At 72.9% G+C, this 19,289-nt stretch carries 15 protein-coding genes; 6 read left to right on the plus strand and 9 right to left on the minus strand.

From position 1 onward, the window contains the following. Positions 1–224: 224 nt before the first annotated feature. The 4 genes from glgB to glgA form a co-directional block, all read right to left on the minus strand. On the minus strand, positions 225–2,327 hold the full coding sequence (glgB, locus tag FB455_RS06535; protein ID WP_030270468.1) for a 1,4-alpha-glucan branching protein GlgB: 2,103 nt from the start codon (positions 2,325–2,327) through the stop codon (positions 225–227). Continuing rightward, positions 2,315–4,435 carry an alpha-1,4-glucan--maltose-1-phosphate maltosyltransferase gene (locus FB455_RS06540; protein ID WP_013474744.1) on the minus strand — a complete coding sequence of 707 codons (2,121 nt, stop codon included), beginning with the start codon at positions 4,433–4,435 and terminating at the stop codon, positions 2,315–2,317. Before FB455_RS06540 ends, glgB begins: the two co-directional genes overlap by 13 nt. Positions 4,436–4,734: 299 nt before the next feature. Continuing rightward, the gene (locus FB455_RS06545; RefSeq protein WP_030270466.1) at positions 4,735–5,463 is read right to left on the minus strand and encodes a class I SAM-dependent methyltransferase; all 729 of its coding nucleotides are present in this window, start codon (positions 5,461–5,463) and stop codon (positions 4,735–4,737) included. A gap of 90 nt (positions 5,464–5,553) precedes the next feature. Continuing rightward, positions 5,554–6,747, minus strand: a complete 1,194-nt coding sequence (gene glgA, locus FB455_RS06550; protein WP_030270464.1) for a glycogen synthase — start codon at positions 6,745–6,747, stop codon at positions 5,554–5,556. A 94-nt stretch (positions 6,748–6,841) separates the two neighbouring features. Between glgA and glgC the strand changes: the two genes are divergently transcribed. Beyond that, the gene (gene glgC, locus FB455_RS06555) at positions 6,842–8,074 is read left to right on the plus strand and encodes a glucose-1-phosphate adenylyltransferase (RefSeq protein ID WP_013285287.1); all 1,233 of its coding nucleotides are present in this window, start codon (positions 6,842–6,844) and stop codon (positions 8,072–8,074) included. A gap of 34 nt (positions 8,075–8,108) precedes the next feature. Beyond that, entirely contained in the window at positions 8,109–9,752 is a 1,644-nt protein-coding gene (pgm, locus tag FB455_RS06560) for a phosphoglucomutase (alpha-D-glucose-1,6-bisphosphate-dependent) (protein WP_030270462.1), read from the plus strand. 6 nt (positions 9,753–9,758) lie between these two features. On the opposite strand, the gene FB455_RS06565 is transcribed toward pgm, so the two are convergent. Then, positions 9,759–10,688 (minus strand): NAD(+)/NADH kinase, encoded by a 930-nt coding sequence (locus FB455_RS06565; protein WP_030270460.1) that lies wholly within the window; start codon positions 10,686–10,688, stop codon positions 9,759–9,761. Positions 10,689–10,809: 121 nt separating this feature from the next. On the opposite strand from FB455_RS06565, the gene FB455_RS06570 reads away from it, so the two are divergent. Continuing rightward, positions 10,810–11,676, plus strand: coding sequence for a GNAT family N-acetyltransferase (locus FB455_RS06570; RefSeq protein WP_145752643.1), 867 nt, complete (start codon positions 10,810–10,812; stop codon positions 11,674–11,676). Beyond that, complete coding sequence (locus FB455_RS06575) at positions 11,673–12,731, plus strand: DegT/DnrJ/EryC1/StrS family aminotransferase (RefSeq protein ID WP_013285291.1); 1,059 nt, start codon at positions 11,673–11,675, stop codon at positions 12,729–12,731. The genes FB455_RS06570 and FB455_RS06575 overlap by 4 nt, the downstream gene beginning before the upstream one ends. A gap of 44 nt (positions 12,732–12,775) precedes the next feature. Here the strand turns inward: FB455_RS06575 and FB455_RS06580 are convergent, their stop codons facing one another. Beyond that, positions 12,776–13,417: a sugar transferase gene (locus tag FB455_RS06580; RefSeq protein WP_013285292.1), complete on the minus strand. Its 642-nt coding sequence runs from the start codon at positions 13,415–13,417 to the stop codon at positions 12,776–12,778. Next, the gene (locus tag FB455_RS06585) at positions 13,414–14,700 is read right to left on the minus strand and encodes a glycosyltransferase (RefSeq protein ID WP_030270456.1); all 1,287 of its coding nucleotides are present in this window, start codon (positions 14,698–14,700) and stop codon (positions 13,414–13,416) included. The genes FB455_RS06580 and FB455_RS06585 overlap by 4 nt, the downstream gene beginning before the upstream one ends. A 136-nt stretch (positions 14,701–14,836) precedes the next feature. On the opposite strand from FB455_RS06585, the gene FB455_RS06590 reads away from it, so the two are divergent. After that, complete coding sequence (locus FB455_RS06590) at positions 14,837–15,802, plus strand: NAD-dependent epimerase/dehydratase family protein (RefSeq protein ID WP_030270454.1); 966 nt, start codon at positions 14,837–14,839, stop codon at positions 15,800–15,802. Positions 15,803–15,823: 21 nt separating this feature from the next. Then, positions 15,824–16,792, plus strand: coding sequence for an NAD-dependent epimerase/dehydratase family protein (locus FB455_RS06595; protein WP_013285295.1), 969 nt, complete (start codon positions 15,824–15,826; stop codon positions 16,790–16,792). On the opposite strand, the gene FB455_RS06600 is transcribed toward FB455_RS06595, so the two are convergent. Next, positions 16,746–18,038 carry a lipopolysaccharide biosynthesis protein gene (locus FB455_RS06600; protein ID WP_013285296.1) on the minus strand — a complete coding sequence of 431 codons (1,293 nt, stop codon included), beginning with the start codon at positions 18,036–18,038 and terminating at the stop codon, positions 16,746–16,748. The genes FB455_RS06595 and FB455_RS06600 overlap by 47 nt on opposite strands. Next, complete coding sequence (locus tag FB455_RS06605) at positions 18,035–19,264, minus strand: glycosyltransferase (RefSeq protein WP_013285297.1); 1,230 nt, start codon at positions 19,262–19,264, stop codon at positions 18,035–18,037. The genes FB455_RS06600 and FB455_RS06605 overlap by 4 nt, the downstream gene beginning before the upstream one ends. Positions 19,265–19,289 lie beyond the last annotated feature (25 nt).

Here is a 19,289-nt window from a genome sequence, read left to right on the forward strand (position 1 = left end):
ACTCCCCGATACGGTTATGACTCAGAGGCATATTTATGCCTCTGAGTCATAACGGGCTCAAGACGAAACCTTCAGACGGCCGCTCGGCCCGGTTGGCCGCCTTCCCCGTGACCCGTGCGTACCCTTGGCCCGCCGTCCGGGGTTTGGCCGCCGTTCGGGGGGTTGGCCGCCGTCCGGGGTGGCCTGCCGCCGCCGTGGGCCGCCCGGCCGGCTGGGCTGTGCCGTCAGGCCGGGCGGAGCCAGAGGACGCCCAGCGGCGGCACGCGCAGGGAGACCGACGCGGGCAGGCCGTGCCACGGCACGTTCTCGGCGTGCACCTCGCCCAGGTTGCCCACCCCCGACCCGCCGTAGTGGTGGGCGTCGGTGTTCAGCGCCTCGGTCCACGTACCGCCGGCCGGCAGGCCGATCCGGTAGTCCTCCAGCGGCAGCGCGGAGAAGTTCGCCACGCACACGAGCGTCTGCCCGTCCGGGGCGATCCGGATGAACGACACCGCGTTGTTGGCGACGTCGTCCCCGGCGATCCAGCGGAAGCCGGCCGGGTCGGTGTCCTGCGCCCAGAGCGCCGGGCTCTCCCGGTAGACCCGGTTCAGGTCGGCGACCAGCCGCTGCACGCCCGCGCGGGCCGGATCGTGGGTCAGGTACCAGTCGAGGCCGCGCTCCTCGCTCCACTCCCTGTCGTCGGCCAGCTCGCAGCCCATGAAGAGCAACTGCTTGCCCGGGTGCGCCCACATGTACGCCAGCAGCGCCCGCACCGTGGCCAGCCGCTGCCAGGTGTCGCCGGGCATCTTGCCGGCGAGCGAGCCCTTGCCGTGCACCACCTCGTCGTGGCTGATCGGCAGCACGTAGTTCTCGCTCCACGCGTACGCCAGGGAGAACGTGAGCTGATGGTGGTGGTGCTGCCGGTAGATCGGGTCCTTCGAGGTGTAGAGCAGGGTGTCGTGCATCCAGCCCATGTTCCACTTGAACCCGAACCCGAGCCCGCCCTCCGAGGTGGGCCGGGTGACGCCGGGCCAGGCGGTGGACTCCTCGGCGATCATCAGTACGCCCGGGTGGTGCCGGTAGACGGTGGCGTTGACCTCCTGGAGGAACGCGATCGCCTCCAGGTTCTCCCGGCCGCCGTGCACGTTCGGCGCCCACTGCCCGTCCTGCCGGGAATAGTCCAGGTAGAGCATCGAGGCGACCGCGTCCACCCGCAGCCCGTCGATGTGGAACTCGTCGAGCCAGTACAGCGCGTTGGCGACCAGGAAGTTGCGCACCTCGTTGCGGCCGAAGTCGAAGACGTACGTGCCCCAGTCGGGGTGCTCGCCGCGACGCGGGTCGGGGTGCTCGTACAGCGGGGTGCCGTCGAAACGGGCGAGCGCCCACTCGTCCTTCGGGAAGTGCGCCGGCACCCAGTCCAGGAGCACGCCGATGCCGGCGGCGTGCAGCCGGTCCACCAGGTGGCGGAAGTCGTCCGGGTCGCCGAACCGGGCCGTCGGCGCGTAGTAGCCGGTGACCTGGTAGCCCCACGAGCCGCCGAACGGGTGCTCCATCACCGGCAGGAACTCCACGTGGGTGAAGCCCATCTCCAGCACGTACGCGGTGAGCTGCTCGGCCAGCTCCCGGTAGCCGAGGCCGGGTCGCCAGGAGCCCAGGTGCACCTCGTACACGCTCATCGGCTCCTGGTGCGGCGCCTGCCGGGACCGGCGCGCGAGCCAGTCCGCGTCGCCCCACTCGTACCGTGACTCGTGCACCACCGACGCGGTGGCCGGCGGCACCTCGGTGCGCGCGGCCATCGGGTCGGCCTTGTCCCGCCACCGGCCGTCCGCGCCGAGGACGCGGTACTTGTAGCGGCTGCCCACCGGCATGCCCGGCACGAAGATCTCCCACACGCCGCTGGAGCCGAGCGAGCGCATCGGCCACCCGTCGTCCGGCGCCCAGCCGGTGACGTCGCCGACGAGCCGCACGGCCCGCGCGTTGGGCGCCCAGACGGTGAACGCGACGCCCTCGTCGAACACCCGGGCGCCGAGCGCCGCCCAGAGCCGCTCGTGCCGCCCCTCGCCGATCAGGTGCAGGTCGAGGTCGCCGAGCGTGGGCGGATAACGGTACGGGTCGTCGTGCGTCGTGCCGTCCACCTCGACCCGGTAGTCGAGCACCTCGCCGGGGAGGACCGCCTCGAAGACACCGGCGTCGTGCACCCGCTTCATCGGGTGCCGCTCGCCGTCGGCGAGCACCGCCACCTCGCCCGCGCCCCGGCGCAGCGTCCGGATCGTGGTGCTCCCGTCGGCCGGGTGCGCGCCGAGCACGGCGTGCGGGTCGTGTACCTCGCCGGCGATCAGCTGGTCCATCGGGCGTCGTCCTTGTCGGCCGGTGCGGTCGGGGCGGTGCCGCCGGAGAGGTCGGCGGGCACGTCTTCCACTGTCAGGTCGGGCGCGGCCGGCTGCTCCGGCTCGGCGGCGGTCGGCGCGGCCGGCTGCGGGGGCTCGGGTGCGGCCGGGCGGCGCACGGTGAGCACGTGCGCCGGTTGCAGGTACGGGTCGAGGCGCACCGCGTTGCGCTGCCCCCAGTCGTACTCGGCGCCGGTCAGCTCGTCGCGCACGGTGAACCGCTCGTGCCAGTCCAGGCCGAGCGCCGGCATGTCGAGCGTGGTGTTGCCCCACTGCACCTCGCGGGAGTCGAACGAGCAGACCACGATCACCGTGTTGCCGGTCTCCGGGTCGTGCTTCGACCAGCACAGCAGCGCCGGGTTGTCGATGTCGTGGAACCGCAGGTTGCGCAGCCGGTGCAGGGCGGGGTTGTCCCGGCGTACCCGGTTCAGCGTGGTGACGAACGGCGCCAGCGACCGGCCCTGCGCCAGCGCGGCGTCCCAGTCCCGCGGGCGCAGCTCGTACTTCTCGTTGTCCAGGTACTCCTCGGCACCGGGGCGCGCGACGTGCTCGAACAGCTCGAACCCCGCGTACATGCCCCACGAGGGGGACAGCAGCGCCGCCAGCACCGCCCGGATCTTGAACATCGGCGGGCCGCCGTGCTGCAACGACGAGTGCAGGATGTCAGGCGTGTTCGGCCAGAAGTTCGGCCGCATCCAGTCGACCGAGGCGACCAGTTCCTCGCAGTACTCCCGCATCTCGGCCGCCGTCGTGCGCCAGGTGAAATAGGTGTACGACTGGGTGAAGCCGATCTTGCCGAGCCCGTGCATGATCGCCGGCCGGGTGAACGCCTCGGCCAGGAACAGCACGTCCGGGTCGACCTTCTTGACCTCGGCGATCAGCCAGTGCCAGAAGTCGAACGGCTTGGTGTGCGGGTTGTCGACCCGGAAGATCCGGATGCCCTCGCCGACCCAGTGCAGCACCACCCGCAGCACCTCGGCCCGGATGCCCTCCGGGTCGTTGTCGAAGTTCAGCGGATAGATGTCCTGGTACTTCTTCGGCGGGTTCTCCGCGTACGCGATGCTGCCGTCGGCCCGGGTGGTGAACCACTCCGGGTGCTCGGTGACCCACGGGTGATCCGGCGCGCACTGCAACGCCAGGTCCATCGCCACCTCCAGCCCCTGCTCGGCGGCGGCCGCGACGAAGTCGCGGAAGTCCTCAGGCGTACCCAGATCGGGGTGGATGGCGTCGTGGCCGCCCTCGGCCGCGCCGATCGCCCACGGCGAGCCCACGTCGTCCGGCCCGGCGGTGAGCGCGTTGTTGCGGCCCTTGCGGTTGACCCGGCCGATCGGGTGGATCGGCGGCAGATAGAGCACGTCGAAACCCATCGCCGCGACACCCGGCAGTCGCTCCATAGCGGTGGCGAACGTGCCGGAACGCGCGGGCGCGTCGACTGTGGCCGGGACCGCGCCCTCGGAGCGGGGGAAGAACTCGTACCAGGCGGAGAAGAGCGCCCGCGGCCGGTCCACCCACAGCGTGCGCTCCTCGCCGGTGGTGACCAGCTCGCGCACCGGGTGCTCCCACAGCAGGTCGGCCAGGTCCAGCGCCGCGCTCACCCGCCGCGGCAGGTCCAGGTCGTCGTCGGCCAGCGCCCGCACGGCTTCGCGTACGCGATCACGGTCGGCCCTCGGCACCAGGTCGAGCGCGGCGGTGAGCACCCGTACGCCCTCGGCCAGATCGTTCGCCAGCTCGGCCGCGCCCTGGCCGGCGGCGAGCTTCTTCGTGACCGCGTTCTGCCAGGTGAGGTACGGGTCTCCGAACGCCTCCACGGCGAAGCGCCACAGGCCGACCGCGTCCGGGCGGATGGTGGCGTGCCATCGGTCCTGGCCGGGTTCACCCGGGCGCATCCGGGTGAACGGGCGGGCCGCGCCGTCCGGGCCGAGCCAGACCACGTTGCACCCGAGCGCGTCGTGGCCCTCGCGGTAGGCCCGCGCCGACACCGGTACGACCTCGCCGACCACCGCCTTGGCCGGGTAGCGACCGCAGGAGACGACGGGGGAGACGTCTTCGATCGGGAACCGTCCAGTCACCCGCTCAACCTACTGCGCGAGATCCTCTCGCGCTCGGCGACTTCACCTCAGCCCTCAACCCGCTCACGAGGGCGTCGAGTCCGTGCCGGTGAGGCACCCGTGCCGTTCCACCGAACGAGCGTGGGCTGCGGTGAGTGGAACGCTATGGGTGTCAAATGGGCGCTGAGGCACCCATGGCGTTCCACCGAACGGGTGGCGGACTTCCGGCGGCCGGCCCCGGTGCCACGAACGGCCTCTTCCCGCGCCTCGGGCACAGGGTCGGCGGGCTCCGGGCGATCTGGCCTGTCCGACAGCGACGTTCAGGTCGACCGCTGGGCGACGAAGACGAACTCCCGGCCGGGGCGGTCGGGCGCGTCCCGCACGTCGAGCACCCGGTAGCCGGCGGCGGTCAGGCTCGCCTCGACCTCGTCCCGGTCGCGGAACCGCAGCGTCGAGTCCGACGTGAGGACGGCGCCGTCGGCCGGGAACCGGTACGTGAACCGGAAGGACACGAACGGCAGGTCCACAGCGGTGACCTCGAGACGTCGTTCCACCGGCCCGACGCCCGGCACGTCCCGGGTCACCGGCGCGCTGTCCGCCGCCCACTCCTCCCACGCGCGGCGCTCGGGACGCCGCGTCTCGAACACGAGATGCCCGCCGGGCCGCAGCGCCGCGTGGACGCCCCGCAGGGTGCGCGCCCAGTCGTCGTCGGCGCAGAACACCTGAGCCACGTTGCCGGTCATCACGGCCAGGTCGGCGCGCAGCGGTGGCAGCGTCGTGGCGTCGCCGTGCACCCAGCGCACGCGGCCTTCGCGGTCCTTCGACCGGGCGACGGCGAGGGACGCCCCGGCCGGGTCGACCCCCACGACGGTACGGCCGTGCCGGGCGAGCAGCAGGGCCAGGTTCCCGGTGCCGCAGCCGAGGTCGAGCACCACGCGCGCGTCCAGCTCGTCGGCGATCGCGAGGTACGCGTCCAGGTCGTCCCGGTCGCCGTCGAACGCGTCGTAGACCGGCGCGAGCCGAGGATGGGCGAAGATCGCATCCGGCATCCGGGGACTGTATCCGCCGCCGACCGCGACCGGGCGGGCTGTTAAGAAGGGGCCCTTCCTCTACCGGAGGCGTTAACAAGGTGCCCTTCCTTACACCCCCACCGAGCGGTACACCTCGATCGTCTGGCGGGCGATCGCGTCCCAGGAGAAGTGCTCCACCGCCCGTCGCCGCCCCGCCGCCCCGAACGCCGCGATCCGCTCCGGGTCTCCCAGCAGCTCGTTCATGCGCGCGGCCAGGTCGGCCACGAAGCGCTCCGGGTCCAGCGGGGTGCCGGAGCCGTCGCCGGCCTGCTCGATCGGCACCAGCAGCCCGGTCTCGCCGTCGGCCACCACCTCGGGGATGCCGCCGGTGGCGGTCGCCACCACGGCGGTCTCGCAGGCCATCGCCTCCAGGTTGACGATGCCCATCGGCTCGTAGACGGACGGGCAGGCGAAGACCGTGGCGTGGGTGAGCACCTGGATCACCTCGTGCTTGGGCAGCATCGCCGCCACCCAGATCACCCCGGACCGGGTGGCCCGCAGCTCCGCCACGAGACCCTCCACCTCGGCGGCGATCTCCGGGGTGTCCGGCGCGCCGGCGAGCAGCACCAGCTGGGTGTCGGCGGGCAGCTCCCGGGCCGCGCGCAGCAGGTACGGCAGGCCCTTCTGCCGGGTGATCCGCCCGACGTAGACCACGCTGGGCCGGACCGGGTCGATGCCGAGCCGATCGAGCACGTCGGTGCCCGGGTCCGGGGCGTACTGCGCGGTGTCGATGCCGTTGTAGACCACGCGTACCCGGTCGGGGTTCACCGCCGGGTACGCGGTGAGCACGTCGCGGCGCATGCCCGCGCTCACCGCGATGATCGCGTCGGCCGCCTCGAACGCGGTCCGCTCGCACCAGGAGGAGAGCGCGTACCCGCCGCCGAGCTGCTCGGCCTTCCACGGGCGCAGCGGCTCCAGGCTGTGCGCGGTCACCACGTGCGGCACCCCGTGCAGCAGCTTCGCGGTGTGCCCGGCCAGGTTGGCGTACCAGGTGTGGCTGTGCACCACGTCGGTGCCGGCCGTCCCGGCGGCCATCTCCAGGTCGACGCCCATGACGCGCAGCGCGGCGTTCGCGCCGGCGAGCGCGGCCGGCTCGGCGTACGCGGTCACGCCCTCCTCGTCGCGGGGCGCGCCGAAGCAGTGCACCCGCACGTCGGCGAGCCGGCGCAGCTCACGGGCGAGGTATTCCACGTGCACCCCGGCGCCGCCGTAGACCTCCGGCGGGTACTCGCGGGTGAGCAGGTCGACGCGCATCGGTGCCATGCCCGCACCCTAGTGCAGAGCCGGGTGTCCCACGCGGTGCGCAAGTGTGGGCGTCCGAGTGGTGAAGTCGGTTCCGGGTCGTTAGCGTCTGAGCATGGCTGCCAAGGTGCTCGCGATCGTCCTGGCCGGCGGGGAGGGCAAGCGCCTGATGCCCCTGACCACCGACCGGGCGAAGCCCGCCGTCCCCTTCGGCGGGATGTACCGCATGGTCGACTTCGTCCTGTCCAACCTGGCGAACGCCGGCTTCCTCAAGATCGTCGTGTTGACCCAGTACAAGTCCCACTCGCTGGACCGCCACATCACCAAGACCTGGCGGATGTCGACGCTGCTCGGCAACTACGTCACGCCGGTGCCCGCGCAGCAGCGCCGCGGCCCGTGGTGGTTCGCCGGCTCGGCCGACGCGATCTACCAGAGCTTCAACCTGATCAACGACGAGCAGCCCGACTACGTGATCGTCTTCGGCGCCGACCACATCTACCGGATGGACCCCCGGCAGATGGTCGACGACCACATCGCCTCCGGCGCCGGGGTCACGGTGGCCGGGATCCGCCAGCCGCTGTCGACGGCCGACCAGTTCGGCGTGATCGAGGTCGGCGAGGACGGCAAGCGCATCCGCGCGTTCCGGGAGAAGCCCACCGACGCAGTAGGGCTGCCCGACGCGCCGGACGAGATCTACGCCTCGATGGGCAACTACGTGTTCACCACCAAGGCGCTGTGCGAGGCGGTGGAGCGCGACGCGGCGGACAAGACCAGCAAGCACGACATGGGCGGCAGCATCATCCCGATGCTCGTCGAGCGCGGCGAGGCAAACGTCTACGACTTCAAGGACAACGAGGTGCCCGGCAGCACCGACCGCGACCGCGGCTACTGGCGGGACGTGGGGACGCTCGACTCGTTCTACGACGCGCACATGGACCTGATCAACGTGCACCCGGTGTTCAACCTCTACAACTTCGACTGGCCCATCTACACCGAGCAGCCGCCGTACCCGCCGGCCAAGTTCGTGCACGCCTGGGGCGAGCGCGTCGGCCGCGCGGTCAGCTCGATGGTGTCGCCCGGCTCGGTGATCTCCGGCTCGCTGGTGGAGAACTCGATCGTGGCGCCGAAGGTGAAGGTGCACTCGTGGGCGCACGTCGACGGCGCCGTGCTGATGGAGGGTGTCCAGATCGGCCGCCACGCGGTCGTCCGGCGCGCGATCCTGGACAAGAACGTCCACGTCCCGGAGGGCGCCGAGATCGGCGTCGACCTGGAGAAGGACCGCCAGCGCTACACCGTGTCCGACAACGGCATCGTCGTCATCGGCAAGGGCCAGCGCGTCGAGCCCTGAGCATTCCCGCCGCATCCCCGAGGAGGATCCCGCAGTGGCCCACCCCCGTGCCGGCCAGCCCGCACAGCCCGACGACCTGGTCGACGTGCCCCGGCTGGTCACCGCCTACTACGCCGAGCACCCGGACCCGGACGACCCGGCGCAGCAGGTCTCCTTCGGCACCTCCGGGCACCGCGGATCCAGCCTGCGCAACGCCTTCAACTCCGACCACATCCTCGCCGTCACGCAGGCGCTCTGCGACTACCGGCGCGAGCAGGGCCTTTCCGGGCCGCTGTTCCTCGGCCGGGACACCCACGCGCTCTCCGCGCCCGCCGAGGCCGACGCGCTGGAGGTGCTCGCCGCCAACGACGTGACCGTGCTGCGCGACAGCCGCGACGGCTACACCCCGACGCCCGCCGTCTCGCACGCCATCCTCACCCACAACCGGGGGCGCACCAGCGGCCTCGCCGACGGCATCGTGATCACCCCGTCGCACAACCCGCCGTCCGACGGCGGGTTCAAGTACAACCCCACCCACGGCGGGCCCGCCGACACCGACGCCACGAAGTGGATCCAGGACCGCGCGAACGCCATCCTCGCCGCCGGGCTCAAGGAGGTGAAACGCATCCCGTACGCGCGGGCGCGCGCCGCCGCGACCACCGGCGAGTACGACTTCCTCGCCCGGTACGTGGACGACCTGCCCGCCGCGCTGGACATCGACGCGATCCGCGACGCCGGGGTGCGCATCGGCGCGGACCCGATGGGCGGGGCGAGCGTGGCGTACTGGGGCGAGATCGCCGAGCGGCACCGCCTCGACCTGACCGTGATCAACCCGCTCGTGGACCCGACCTGGCGGTTCATGACGCTCGACGGCGACGGCAAGATCCGGATGGACTGCTCGTCACCGAACGCGATGGCCTCGCTGATCGCCGCCCGGGACGACTACGCGGTCTCCACCGGCAACGACGCCGACGCCGACCGGCACGGCATCGTCACGCCCGACGGCGGCCTGATGAACCCCAACCACTACCTGGCCGTGGCGATCGGCCACCTGTTCCGTACCCGGGAGCAGTGGGGCCCGGCCGCGGCGGTGGGCAAGACGCTCGTCTCCTCCTCGATGATCGACCGGGTCGCGGCCGACCTCGGCCGTCCGCTGCTGGAGGTGCCGGTCGGGTTCAAGTGGTTCGTGCCCGGCCTGCTCGACGGCACCGTCGGCTTCGGCGGCGAGGAGAGCGCCGGGGCGTCGTTCCTGCGCCGCGACGGCGGCACCTGGACCACCGACAAGGACGGCATCCTGCTCTGCCTGCTCGCCGCCGAGATCATCGCCACCACCGGCCGTACGCCGAGCGAGCACTGGGCCGAGCTGGCCGACCGCTTCGGCGCGCCCGCGTACGCCCGGATCGACGCCCCGGCCGACCGGACGCAGAAGGCCGTCCTGGCGAAGCTGTCGCCGGAGCAGGTCACCGCCACCGAGCTGGCTGGCGAGCCGATCGCCGCGATCCTCACCAGCGCACCCGGCAACGGCGCCGCGATCGGCGGGCTCAAGGTGACCACCGGGTCGGGCTGGTTCGCCGCCCGGCCGTCCGGCACCGAGGACGTCTACAAGATCTACGCCGAGTCGTTCCAGGGGCCAGAGCATCTGGCCCGGATCCAGGAGGAGGCCAAGGCGCTGGTCGACGGCGTGCTGGCCACCGCGTGAACCGGCTCAGCGGGGCGGGGGCAGCTCCCGGCGGCTGAGCTGCTCCCGCAACCCGTCCGGCAACAGCTCCCGCAACTGGTCGGGCAGCAGCGGCAGGTCCAGCAGGCTCAGTTTGAGCTGGTTGCGCTCCTGGTAGCGGCGCGGGTCGAGACGGACCACGCGGCCGGCGTCCTTGACGTACCGGATGTGCACCGAACCCTCGGTCGCCGCCTGCCGGATCAGGAGGCCGTCCATCTCCACCGCCACCGGTGCCGAGTCGGCGCGCAGCTCCAGGTGAACCGTCTCGTGCGCGGAGAGCAGCACCGAGCGGGAGATCCCGGCCATCGGCGCCGACGGCGTCACCACCATCGCCTCCGTGGCCGGTGAGATCAGCGGCCCGCCCGCGGCATAGCTGTACGCGGTCGAACCGGTCGGCGTGCTCACCACCAGCGCGTCGCACCGGTAGTAGCCGTACCGCTGGCCGTCCACCGCGAGGGTGGCCGTGACGAAGCCGGCGCCGGGCTGCCGGACCAGGGCGATGTCGTTGAACGCCACCACGTCGTCGCCGCAGACGTCGCAGGCCAGGCAGGCGTGCGACTCGACGGTGAAGTCGTGCTCCACCAGCCGCTCCAGCGCCCGGGGCAGGTCCGGCGGTTCCACCTCGACCAGGAAGCCGACCCGGCCCAGGTGCACGCCGAGCACCGGCTTCGGGTCGCGGACGGCCATCCGCAGTGCGCCGAGCATGGTGCCGTCACCACCGATGCTGATCAGCGCGGCGCAGCGGTCGGCCAGCTCGTCCGCCGCGATCGCCTCCACCGCTGCCGGTACGCGGGCGCGGTCCTCGGCGCGTACCGCGAGGGTGATCCGGTGCCGGGCGGCCCAGTCCGCGACGATCCCCACCACCTCGGAGACGTCCCGGGTGGGGTGCAGCACCAGACCCAGCACGTCACCCGCCACCACTACAGCTCATCACACCGGCGGCGCACGGCAGCGGTTACCGGAACCGGACCACGCCGGGACCCGGCAGCCGTGATCCGAAATCCCCCTTTGGGGTGGTAGTGGCCACTATGGTGTGAACATGCCGGTCCCGTATGGTGTCCAGTCGATCGTCCCCGCCGCCGACGTGGGAGTGCCGTCCCGTGCGGACGCGCCGGGTCTCCGGGTGCGCCCGGCCATCGTCGCGGACGCGGAATGGCTGGCCGAGGTCAGCCAGGCGTCGTTCGCGCGGCATCTGCACGACTACCTGACCTCGGCTCAGCCCGGCGTCGGCCGGTTCTGGGAGGTCGTGCTCGCACACCCGGAGTCGTTCCCCGGCCGGTGTTTCCTGGTGGCCGATGACCAGGACGGCCGGCGGCTGGGCTTCGCCGACCTGACCCGGGTCGAGCCGGGCCTGGCGCACCTGTCCTACATCTGCGTGGTGGAGGCCGCCCGTGGCCGCGGCGTCGCCCGGGAGCTGCTGCGCGCCTACGCTCGCGCCCACCCCGACCTCCGGTCGATGCGGCTGGACGTGTTCGCCGACAACGCCCCGGCCCGTGCGCTCTACGACCGGCTCGGGTTCGCCGGCGACTCCACGACCACGTGGTGGGTCGCCGACCTCGCGCTCGGCGGGGTCGCGCCCGCCGCCGACGTCCGCTTCGACGGGCTGCACGCCGCCCGGGCCTGGCTCGACACGTACGGCTTCGGTGAGCTCACCGTCGTCGCCGGAGACGCCACCCACGTGCTGGGGCGGCCGAGCCCGGGGGTGCTGCGGTGCTTCGACCCGGCGACGCTGCGACGGCCGGCGGTGGTCGCCGCCGTGGTCCGGGCCTTCCCCGGCATCGACCGCGTCCTGGTCATGACACCCGGCGAGGACGCGCCGCCCAGCGCGGTCGGCCCGCTGCGGGCCGTCAACCGCTCGCTCAGGATGTCCACCACCGAGATCCGCGCCAGACTGGAGCTTCCGTGACGCAGACGATCCCCAAGACCGCCACCGACCCGGGTGCCTTCCGCACGCCGAGCCTGTTCTACCGGGCGGCCCGGGAGGGCATGCGCGACCTGCTCGCCCAGCCCGAGGTCTGGCGCGGCGACCGGCGCGACATCCTGCTGCCGTCGTTCATCGGCTGGTCCGCCAACGAGGGCAGCGGCGTCTTCGACCCGGTGACCGAACTCGGGCTCGACCCCGGCTTCTACGACCTGACCGAGGACCTCGCGGTGGACGTGTCCTCGCTGGAGGCACGGCTCGCGGAGCGTCCCTACGACGTCGTGGTGGTCATCCACTACTTCGGCCGTACCGAACGGGCGATCGGCCGGATCCGGGAGCTGACCGACAGGCACGGCGCGCTGCTGCTCGAAGACCTCGCACACGCGTGGTTCACCCACGCGCTCGGCGGGCCGGCCGGCCGCACCGGGGAGGTCTCGCTCTACTCCCTGCACAAGATGCTGCCGATGCCCGGCGCACGCGGCGGGATGATCACCTACCGCGACCCGGGCCGGCTCACCGGGCAGCGGGAGACCGAGCCGGACCTGTCCCGGCACGTGCTCGACCACGACACGCTGGGCATCGCCGCGCGGCGGCAGGAGAACTTCCGCGCCCTCACCGCGCTGCTGCGCGACCTGCCCGAACTCGGCGTCGCGTTCGAGCTGATGTGGCCCGAGCTGGCACCGGACGACGCCCCGCAGACGCTGCCGGTGCGGATCCTCGGGACCGGCCGGGAGAACCGCGACCATGTCTATGCCGAGATGAACCGCGAGGGCTTCGGCATGGTCAGCCTCTACCACACGCTCATCGCGCAGTTGCGGGACCATCCGTCGATGGCACGGCTGTCCCGGCAGATCATCAACTTCCCCGTACACCAGGACGTCGCGCCGGCCGACTACCCGGCGCTGGTCGCGAGCTTCCAGCGGGCGCTGGGCACACTCCCCGAGCGCGGCGCGCTCGCGCCTGCCGGACGTCCGGCGGCACCGGCCCAGAGCGGCGCCTCGGCGCCGCGACCGTCCGGCGTGCCCACCGGCTCGGCCTGAATACGGTCGGTGCCCCGCCCGGCGCGGGCGGGGCACCGACGGGCTCAGCGGACGCCGGTGAGGCGCCGTTCCTGGTCGAGGTCGAGCATCTGCGCCGACGGGTCGACCGCCACGCCCGAGGCGCGCAGGACCTTGCCCGCCGTCCGCGCGAGGATGCGCAGATCGAGCCAGAGGGACCAGTCGAGAACGTAGCGGACGTCGAGTTCCAGGCGTTCGGTCCAGGCCAGGTCGTTGCGGCCGTTGACCTGCGCGAGCCCGGTGATGCCCGGCCGGACCTCGAACCGCTTGCGCTCCCGGTCGGTGTACCAGGGGTCGTAGCGCAGCAGCAGCGGCCGGGGACCGACCAGGCTGAGGTCGCCCCGGAGCACGTTGACCATCTGCGGCAGCTCGTCGATGCTCAGCCGCCGCAGCGTCCGGCCGACGCCCCGGCAGCGGACCCCGTCGGGCAGCAGCCGGCCCTCCGCGTCGCGGTCGTCGGACATCGTCCTGAGCTTGAGGACCCGGATGCGGCGCTCGTACCGGCCGGTGCGTTCCTGCCGGAAGAAGACCGGGCTGCCGAACTGGGCCAGGACCAGCAGCGCCGCGACGGCCACGACCGGCGCGGTCACCACGAGGACGACGAGCGCCACTGTGATGTCGACGAGCCGCTTGAGCCGTAGCTCGACCGACCGCCGGGCGGGGCTCACCGGGAGTGCGCCTTCCCGGCGGCCTGCGGGGCGTACTCCCCGGGTGGTCCGCCGACGCCCGCGGCGTGCTCGATGACCTCGGCCATCCGCACCGCGGAGATCCGGTTGTCGAAGTGCCGGTGCGACCGCTCGCGGGCGCGTACGCCGCGCTCGGCGAGACGCCCGGACCGGAACTCGGCGTACGCGTGCTCGATGGCCTGCGCCAGGGCGGCCGGGTCGTCCCGGGGGACCACCCACCCGCAGCTCTCGTCCACCGTCTCCGGCAGCCCGCCGGCGTCGCTGACGATGCTGGGAACGTCCAGCAGCGCCGCCTCGGGCGGCGCGCCGTGGCCCTCGCTCAGTGACGGGCTGACGCTGAGGTCCGCCGCCCGGTAGTAGGGCCGCACGTCGTCGGCGGTGTCGATCCAGCGGACGGAGTGGTCGTCGGCGACCCCGAACCGGCGGATCAGCTCCTGCCGGTGGTCCTCGCCGGCCTGGTCCGAGCCGCCACCGACGAGCATCAGCACCGCCTCGGGGTGCCGGGACCGGATCTCCTGCCACGCGGCGAGCAGGACGTCGTGGCCCTTGAACGCGCGGTCCCGGTGGGCGGCGAGCTTTCGTGGGGGATAGACGTACGCCACCATGATCACGACGAACTGGTCCGGGCTCAGCCCGAGATCCGCGCGGCACTTCGCCCGGGCCTCCGCCCGCGTCGCCGCCGTGTCGTCCGGCAGGTCCGCGGTCGCCCAGGCCAGGTTGAGTCCGCTGGTGACGGCCGGGCGACGCGACGCCGGTACGCCCAGCTCGCCGTAGAGGCGGGAGGTGTAGCGGGTGCCGCAGATGATCGTGCGGTCCAGGCGCCAAAGCAGCCGCTCGACCATCCGGACCGCCCGTGACTCCAGGAACGCGGGGCCGGCGACGAACTGCACCCGCGCCAAGGGCAGGCCGACGGTCGCGAGCCGCGCGCCCAGCGTGGCCGCGTACAGGTGGTGGTAGAGCACCTGGGGCCGCAGGCGGCGGACGAGGCGGCGCAGCCGCCACAGCTCGGACAGCGTGCTCAGGCTGGGGCGGAAGCGGAACGAGAACGGCGACGCCACCGTCCGGATCCCGGCCTCGGCCAGGCGGTCGTTCAGGCGCCCGCCGGGTGGGCAGATCACCACCACCTCGTGGCCGCGATCCCGCAGGGCGCAGGCCTGCGGGATGGTCCAGAGTCCGCCGTAGTTCGTCTTGACGATGACGGCGACGCGCAGTGACCGGCGCCCGGGCGGGTCGCCGGCGACGCCGGACCGGGGATCGTGCCTCACGTGTTCGCCTCCAACAGTCGGCGCGACGTCGTTCGCCGCTCCACCCAGGGCAACGAGCTTTGTGGTGTTTAGTAACCAACGTCGGATTCCCTCGTTGGCCCTGCGGAGAGAGCACCGGCGAGCGGTAGGAGCGCACGTGAGAGTCGTCGTCACGGGGGGCGCCGGTTTCATCGGTTCCAACCTGGTGCGGGCCCTGTCGGAAACGGGCCGGGTCGCCGAGATCGTCGTCGTCGACGACCTCTCCACCGGGTCGGTGGAGAACCTGCGCGGGCTGCCGGCGGAGGTGCTGATCGGCACCGTCCTGGACCCCGCGCTGCTCGACCGCGCGATGGCCGGCGCCTCCAGCGTGGTCCACCTCGGAGCCCTCGGCTCGGTGCCCCGCTCCATCGACGACCCGCTGCGCAGCCACCACGCGAACGCCACCGGCACCCTGACCGTCCTCGACGCCGCCCACCGCAACGGCGTCCCGCAGTGCGTGCTGGCCTCCTCGTCCTCGGTGTACGGCGCCAACCCGGTACTGCCACGCCAGGAGGGCCTGCGGCCCATGCCGGTCAGCCCGTACGCGGTGTCGAAGCTGGCCACCGAGGCGTACGGGATCGCGTTCGCCAACTGCTACGGCATGGCCGTCCTGCCGTTCCGCTTCTTCAACGTCTTCGGACCGAGGCAGGCGGCGAACCACGTGTACGCCGCAGTGGTCCCGCGGTTCGTCACCGCCGCCCTGGAGAACCGGCCGTTGCAGGTGCACGGCGACGGGCGGCAGTCCCGGGACTTCACCTACGTGGGCAGCGTGACCTCGGTGATCGTGGACGCCGTGCTGCGGCAGGTGGCGGCCCCGGACGTGGTGAACCTCGCGTTCGGCGCGCGCATCTCCCTGCTCGACCTCATCGCCGAACTGGAGACCGTGCTGGGGCGGCCGCTGGACGTCGTGCACGTGCCGGCGCGGCCCGGTGACGTCCGCGAGTCCCAGGCCGACCACACGCGACTGCGCGAGCTGTTCCCGGCCGCGTCGCCGACGCCCTTCGCCGAAGGGCTGCGGGCTACGGTCGAGTGGTTCCGGTCGCTTCGGGTCGACGAGCCCGTCGGGTCCGGCACGTCCGGCTGATCCCGACCCGATCGGAGCCTCATGGCCAGGATCCTGCTGTTCGGCGCGTCCGGCTTCCTCGGCCGGGCGGTCGAAGCGGTCCTCGCGGAGCACTTCACCGTCGTCGCGCCCAGTCGCCGGGAATGCGATCTCGTCGCCGCGGACCGGTCGCGGCTCGCCGCGTTCCTGCGCCGGGCACGACCCGACGGGGTGGTCAACTGCGCCGGCCGGATCGCCGGGACGAGCGCGCAGTTCGTCGAGTCGCACACTCTGATCACCGCCAAGCTGATCGACTGCGTGGCCGAGGTCTCGCCCGGCGTGCGGCTGGTCCGGATCGGCTCGGCGGCCGAGTACGGGGTCGTCCCGCACGGCGCCGTCGCGACCGAGACCGACCCGGCCCGGCCGGTGAGCGACTACGGGATCAGCCAGCTGGCCGCGACCGACCTCGTGCGGCTGGCCGCCGCCAGTGGCCGGGTCGACGCGGTGGTGCTGCGGGTCTTCAACCCCGTCGGGCCCGGCTCGACCAGTGGCAACGTGCTGGGACGGGCAGCCGAGCTGCTCCAGGCGGCGTTGGCCCGGGGGGACCGGCGGATCGAACTGGGGCTCAACGACTCCTACCGCGACTTCGTCGACGTCCGGGACGTGGCGGAGGCGGTGCTGGCGGCGCTCAACGCCCGACGGCTGCCGGAGTCGATCTACAACGTGGGCAGCGGACAGGCGGTCGCCACCCGGGAGGCAGTCGAGATGCTGGCCCGCCATGCCGGGTTCACCGGACGCTTCGTCGACGGGCTCCGCTCGCCGACTGCGGACCGGTCCGCGGCGGTGCCGTGGATGTGCGCCGACATCAGCCGGATCAGCGACGCCCTCGGCTGGGCGCCGAGATACCCGCTGGGCGAGTCCCTGGCCGCGTTGTGGGCAGCCCGCTCCCACGTCACGGCCGGCTCCGGCACCCGCCACGTGACGGTCAGCGCGCGTCCGGCACCAGTTCCGCCGTCGGCGCCGGTGCGGTGAGAGGTGCCGCCACGCGGGCCCGCCGGTTGAGCCGTACGCGCAGGACGACCAGAACGACGACGGAGAGCAGCGCATACAGCGCGATCGAGGCGGTCGCCGCGCCCATCGTTCCCCAGCGGGAGATGGCGAGGCCGTAGCAGGCGACCGACGCCACGGCGGCGAGCAGACCGACCCCGGCGGCCTGTTTCGTGCCCCCGGTGCCGAGCAGGGCTCGGCTTGCGATGCCGAAGGGCGCCAGGCACAACTCGGCGAGCAGGAGCGGCACGATCAACGGGCGGGCGGACCCGAACTCCGCGCCGAAGACCGGCACCACCAACAGCCAGCCGCCGGCCGCGACGACGGCGCCGCTGACGAGCGTTGCCAGCAGCGTGTAGCCGATCGCACGGACGGGCCAGGGATCGCCGTCGCGCTGCGCGGCCTGCCGCTGCGACAACTGTCCGATGGCGGCCGGAAGGAGGCCGACCACGCTGCTCAGCGTCGCGGCCAGGGCGTAGATGCCCACCGCGCCGGGACCGACGAGGACACCGAGCAGGTAGCGGTCGGCCCGCTGGAGGAAGCTCGTCCCGAGGGAGAACCCCAGAGACGGGGCGCCCATCCGGATCAGCCCGGTGACGTCCCGCCGTCGCGCCCGTGCGAACCGCGCCAGCCCTTGGCCGCGTACCAGCGTCCACTGCGTCACCGCCACCGCGAGCAGCGCGGTGGCCTGGCACATCAGGAGGAGCCACACCTGCGCCGAGACGACGACCGCGATGGCGATCCCGATCAGGCCGGCGGTGGTGGCGGCGATGTTCCACACCGCGCCCCGGCGAAAGTCCCCGTCCGCGAACCGGAGATCGGTGAGCTGGTCGAGCGCGATGTTGGCGGCGCCGCCGAGCGCGACCGCGGCGAGCAGCCGTACATCGGTCAGCGCGGGGCCGAGCAGCGGCGCGGAGAGACGGACCGCGGCGGCCGCGGCCGCCCCGGTGCAGACCGCGGCCACCACTGTCATCCAGCAGTACGCGGAGAGCAGTTCGTCGCGGCGGTGCCGGGAGGCGGCCTGCGGCAACTGCGCGCGCATGGCGGTGCCGCAGCCCAGGCGGCCGACCAGCATCACCACGCCGGCGACCGTGAGGACCAACACCATGACGCCCCGGTCGGCCGGCCCCAGCGCCAGGGTGGCGAGGACGGCGACGCCGCTGCTGCTCAGGGCGGCGATGCCGTTGGCGCCGGTCAGCAGGACGATAGTGCCCAGATGGCGGCGGCTCATCCGGTGGGCACCGCCGGCCGGTCCGCTCCGCCGCGCGGCGCCACGGTGTTCCGGCCGTAGATGGCCAGGTGCTGCTCGACCGACCGCTCCATCGTGAAGACGCTGTCCTGGAAGGCCGCCAGCGCCCGCCGGCCGCCCCTCGGCCGTCCCGGCACGAGGCCCAGGCGGTGTACGGCGTCAGCCCAGGTCTCGGCGTCGGCGTCGACCGGGACCAGGGCGACACCGGCGAGCTGGTCGTCGATGAACCGTGCGCCGGGCAGGTCGGACGCGACCACAGGGGTGCCGACGGCGCGGGCCTCCAGGACTGTGCCGGGCAGACCTTCGAGCGCGGAGGGTTGCAGCAGGAGGTCGGCCTGGGCCAGGAACTCCCCGACGTCAGCCCGCGGACCCACCAGGTGCATCCGGTCGAGTACGTCGTGCCGGGTGGCGGACTGCCGGACGGCGTCGTCGTCCCGGTCGTCGTGCGGACCCACGAACACGGCCCGGCAGCCGATCCCGCGTTCGCGCAACGCGGCGACGATCGACGGCACCATCGACCGCCGCTTGAGCGGGTGCGGGCGGCCGATCACCACGCAGACGAGGTCGTCCGGGGCGGCGCCGATCTCGTCGCGGAGCCGCAGCGTCGACCGGCGGTGCAGGCGGCCCAGGTCGAGACCGTTGGGCAGCACCCGGCACCGCGGGTCGTTCTCCCACGACGGCCGGTAGCACGAGGTGAGAGCGCCGGGGGCGACGCCGAGCACGTCCGTCGCGCAGAAGTGGATGAGGCGCACCATCACGCCCCGCTGCAACCGGCGGCGCAGGCTGTCCGGATGTCCGTCGCGGTCGGACCGGAAGTGCGCGATCCGGATCGGCACCCGCGCCAGTGCCGCGAGGAACAGCACGAAACCGGAGAACGTCGCGACGTCCGAGTGCACGGCGTGCGGACGGACCTGCCGAAGCAGGCGGTAGAAGCGGACCGGGAACCGACGGTCCAGCCGGATCGGGTGGATCCGTGAGCCCAACTGCTCCACCTCGTCGCCGCGCGCGCCCTTGACGCCGCTGAGCGTGACGAAGGACGTCCGCACCCCGGACGCCGCGAGCCGGGGCAGCAGTTCTATGGTGCGCTGCTCGGCGCCGCCGATGTCGAACGCGCCGAGGACCCGTACCACGCGGATCTCCGGAGGCCGGGGGGCCGGCGCGCCGGACGCGCTCGTCGTCGCCGGGTCGCTGTGGCTCGCGCTGGACATCGTCTCTCCCGTGTCGGGCCGGCCG

The organism is Micromonospora sp. CNZ296 (assembly GCF_007827635.1).

Coding starts and splice junctions, on each gene's coding strand:
- glgB (WP_030270468.1), bottom strand. CDS start 2,327: ATGGACCAGCTGATCGCCGGCGAGGTACACGACCCGCACGCCGTGCTC.
- FB455_RS06545 (WP_030270466.1), bottom strand. CDS start 5,463: ATGCCGGATGCGATCTTCGCCCATCCTCGGCTCGCGCCGGTCTACGAC.
- glgA (WP_030270464.1), bottom strand. CDS start 6,747: ATGGCACCGATGCGCGTCGACCTGCTCACCCGCGAGTACCCGCCGGAG.
- glgC (WP_013285287.1), top strand. CDS start 6,842: ATGGCTGCCAAGGTGCTCGCGATCGTCCTGGCCGGCGGGGAGGGCAAG.
- FB455_RS06570 (WP_145752643.1), top strand. CDS start 10,810: ATGCCGGTCCCGTATGGTGTCCAGTCGATCGTCCCCGCCGCCGACGTG.
- FB455_RS06595 (WP_013285295.1), top strand. CDS start 15,824: ATGGCCAGGATCCTGCTGTTCGGCGCGTCCGGCTTCCTCGGCCGGGCG.
- FB455_RS06600 (WP_013285296.1), bottom strand. CDS start 18,038: ATGAGCCGCCGCCATCTGGGCACTATCGTCCTGCTGACCGGCGCCAAC.
- FB455_RS06605 (WP_013285297.1), bottom strand. CDS start 19,264: ATGTCCAGCGCGAGCCACAGCGACCCGGCGACGACGAGCGCGTCCGGC.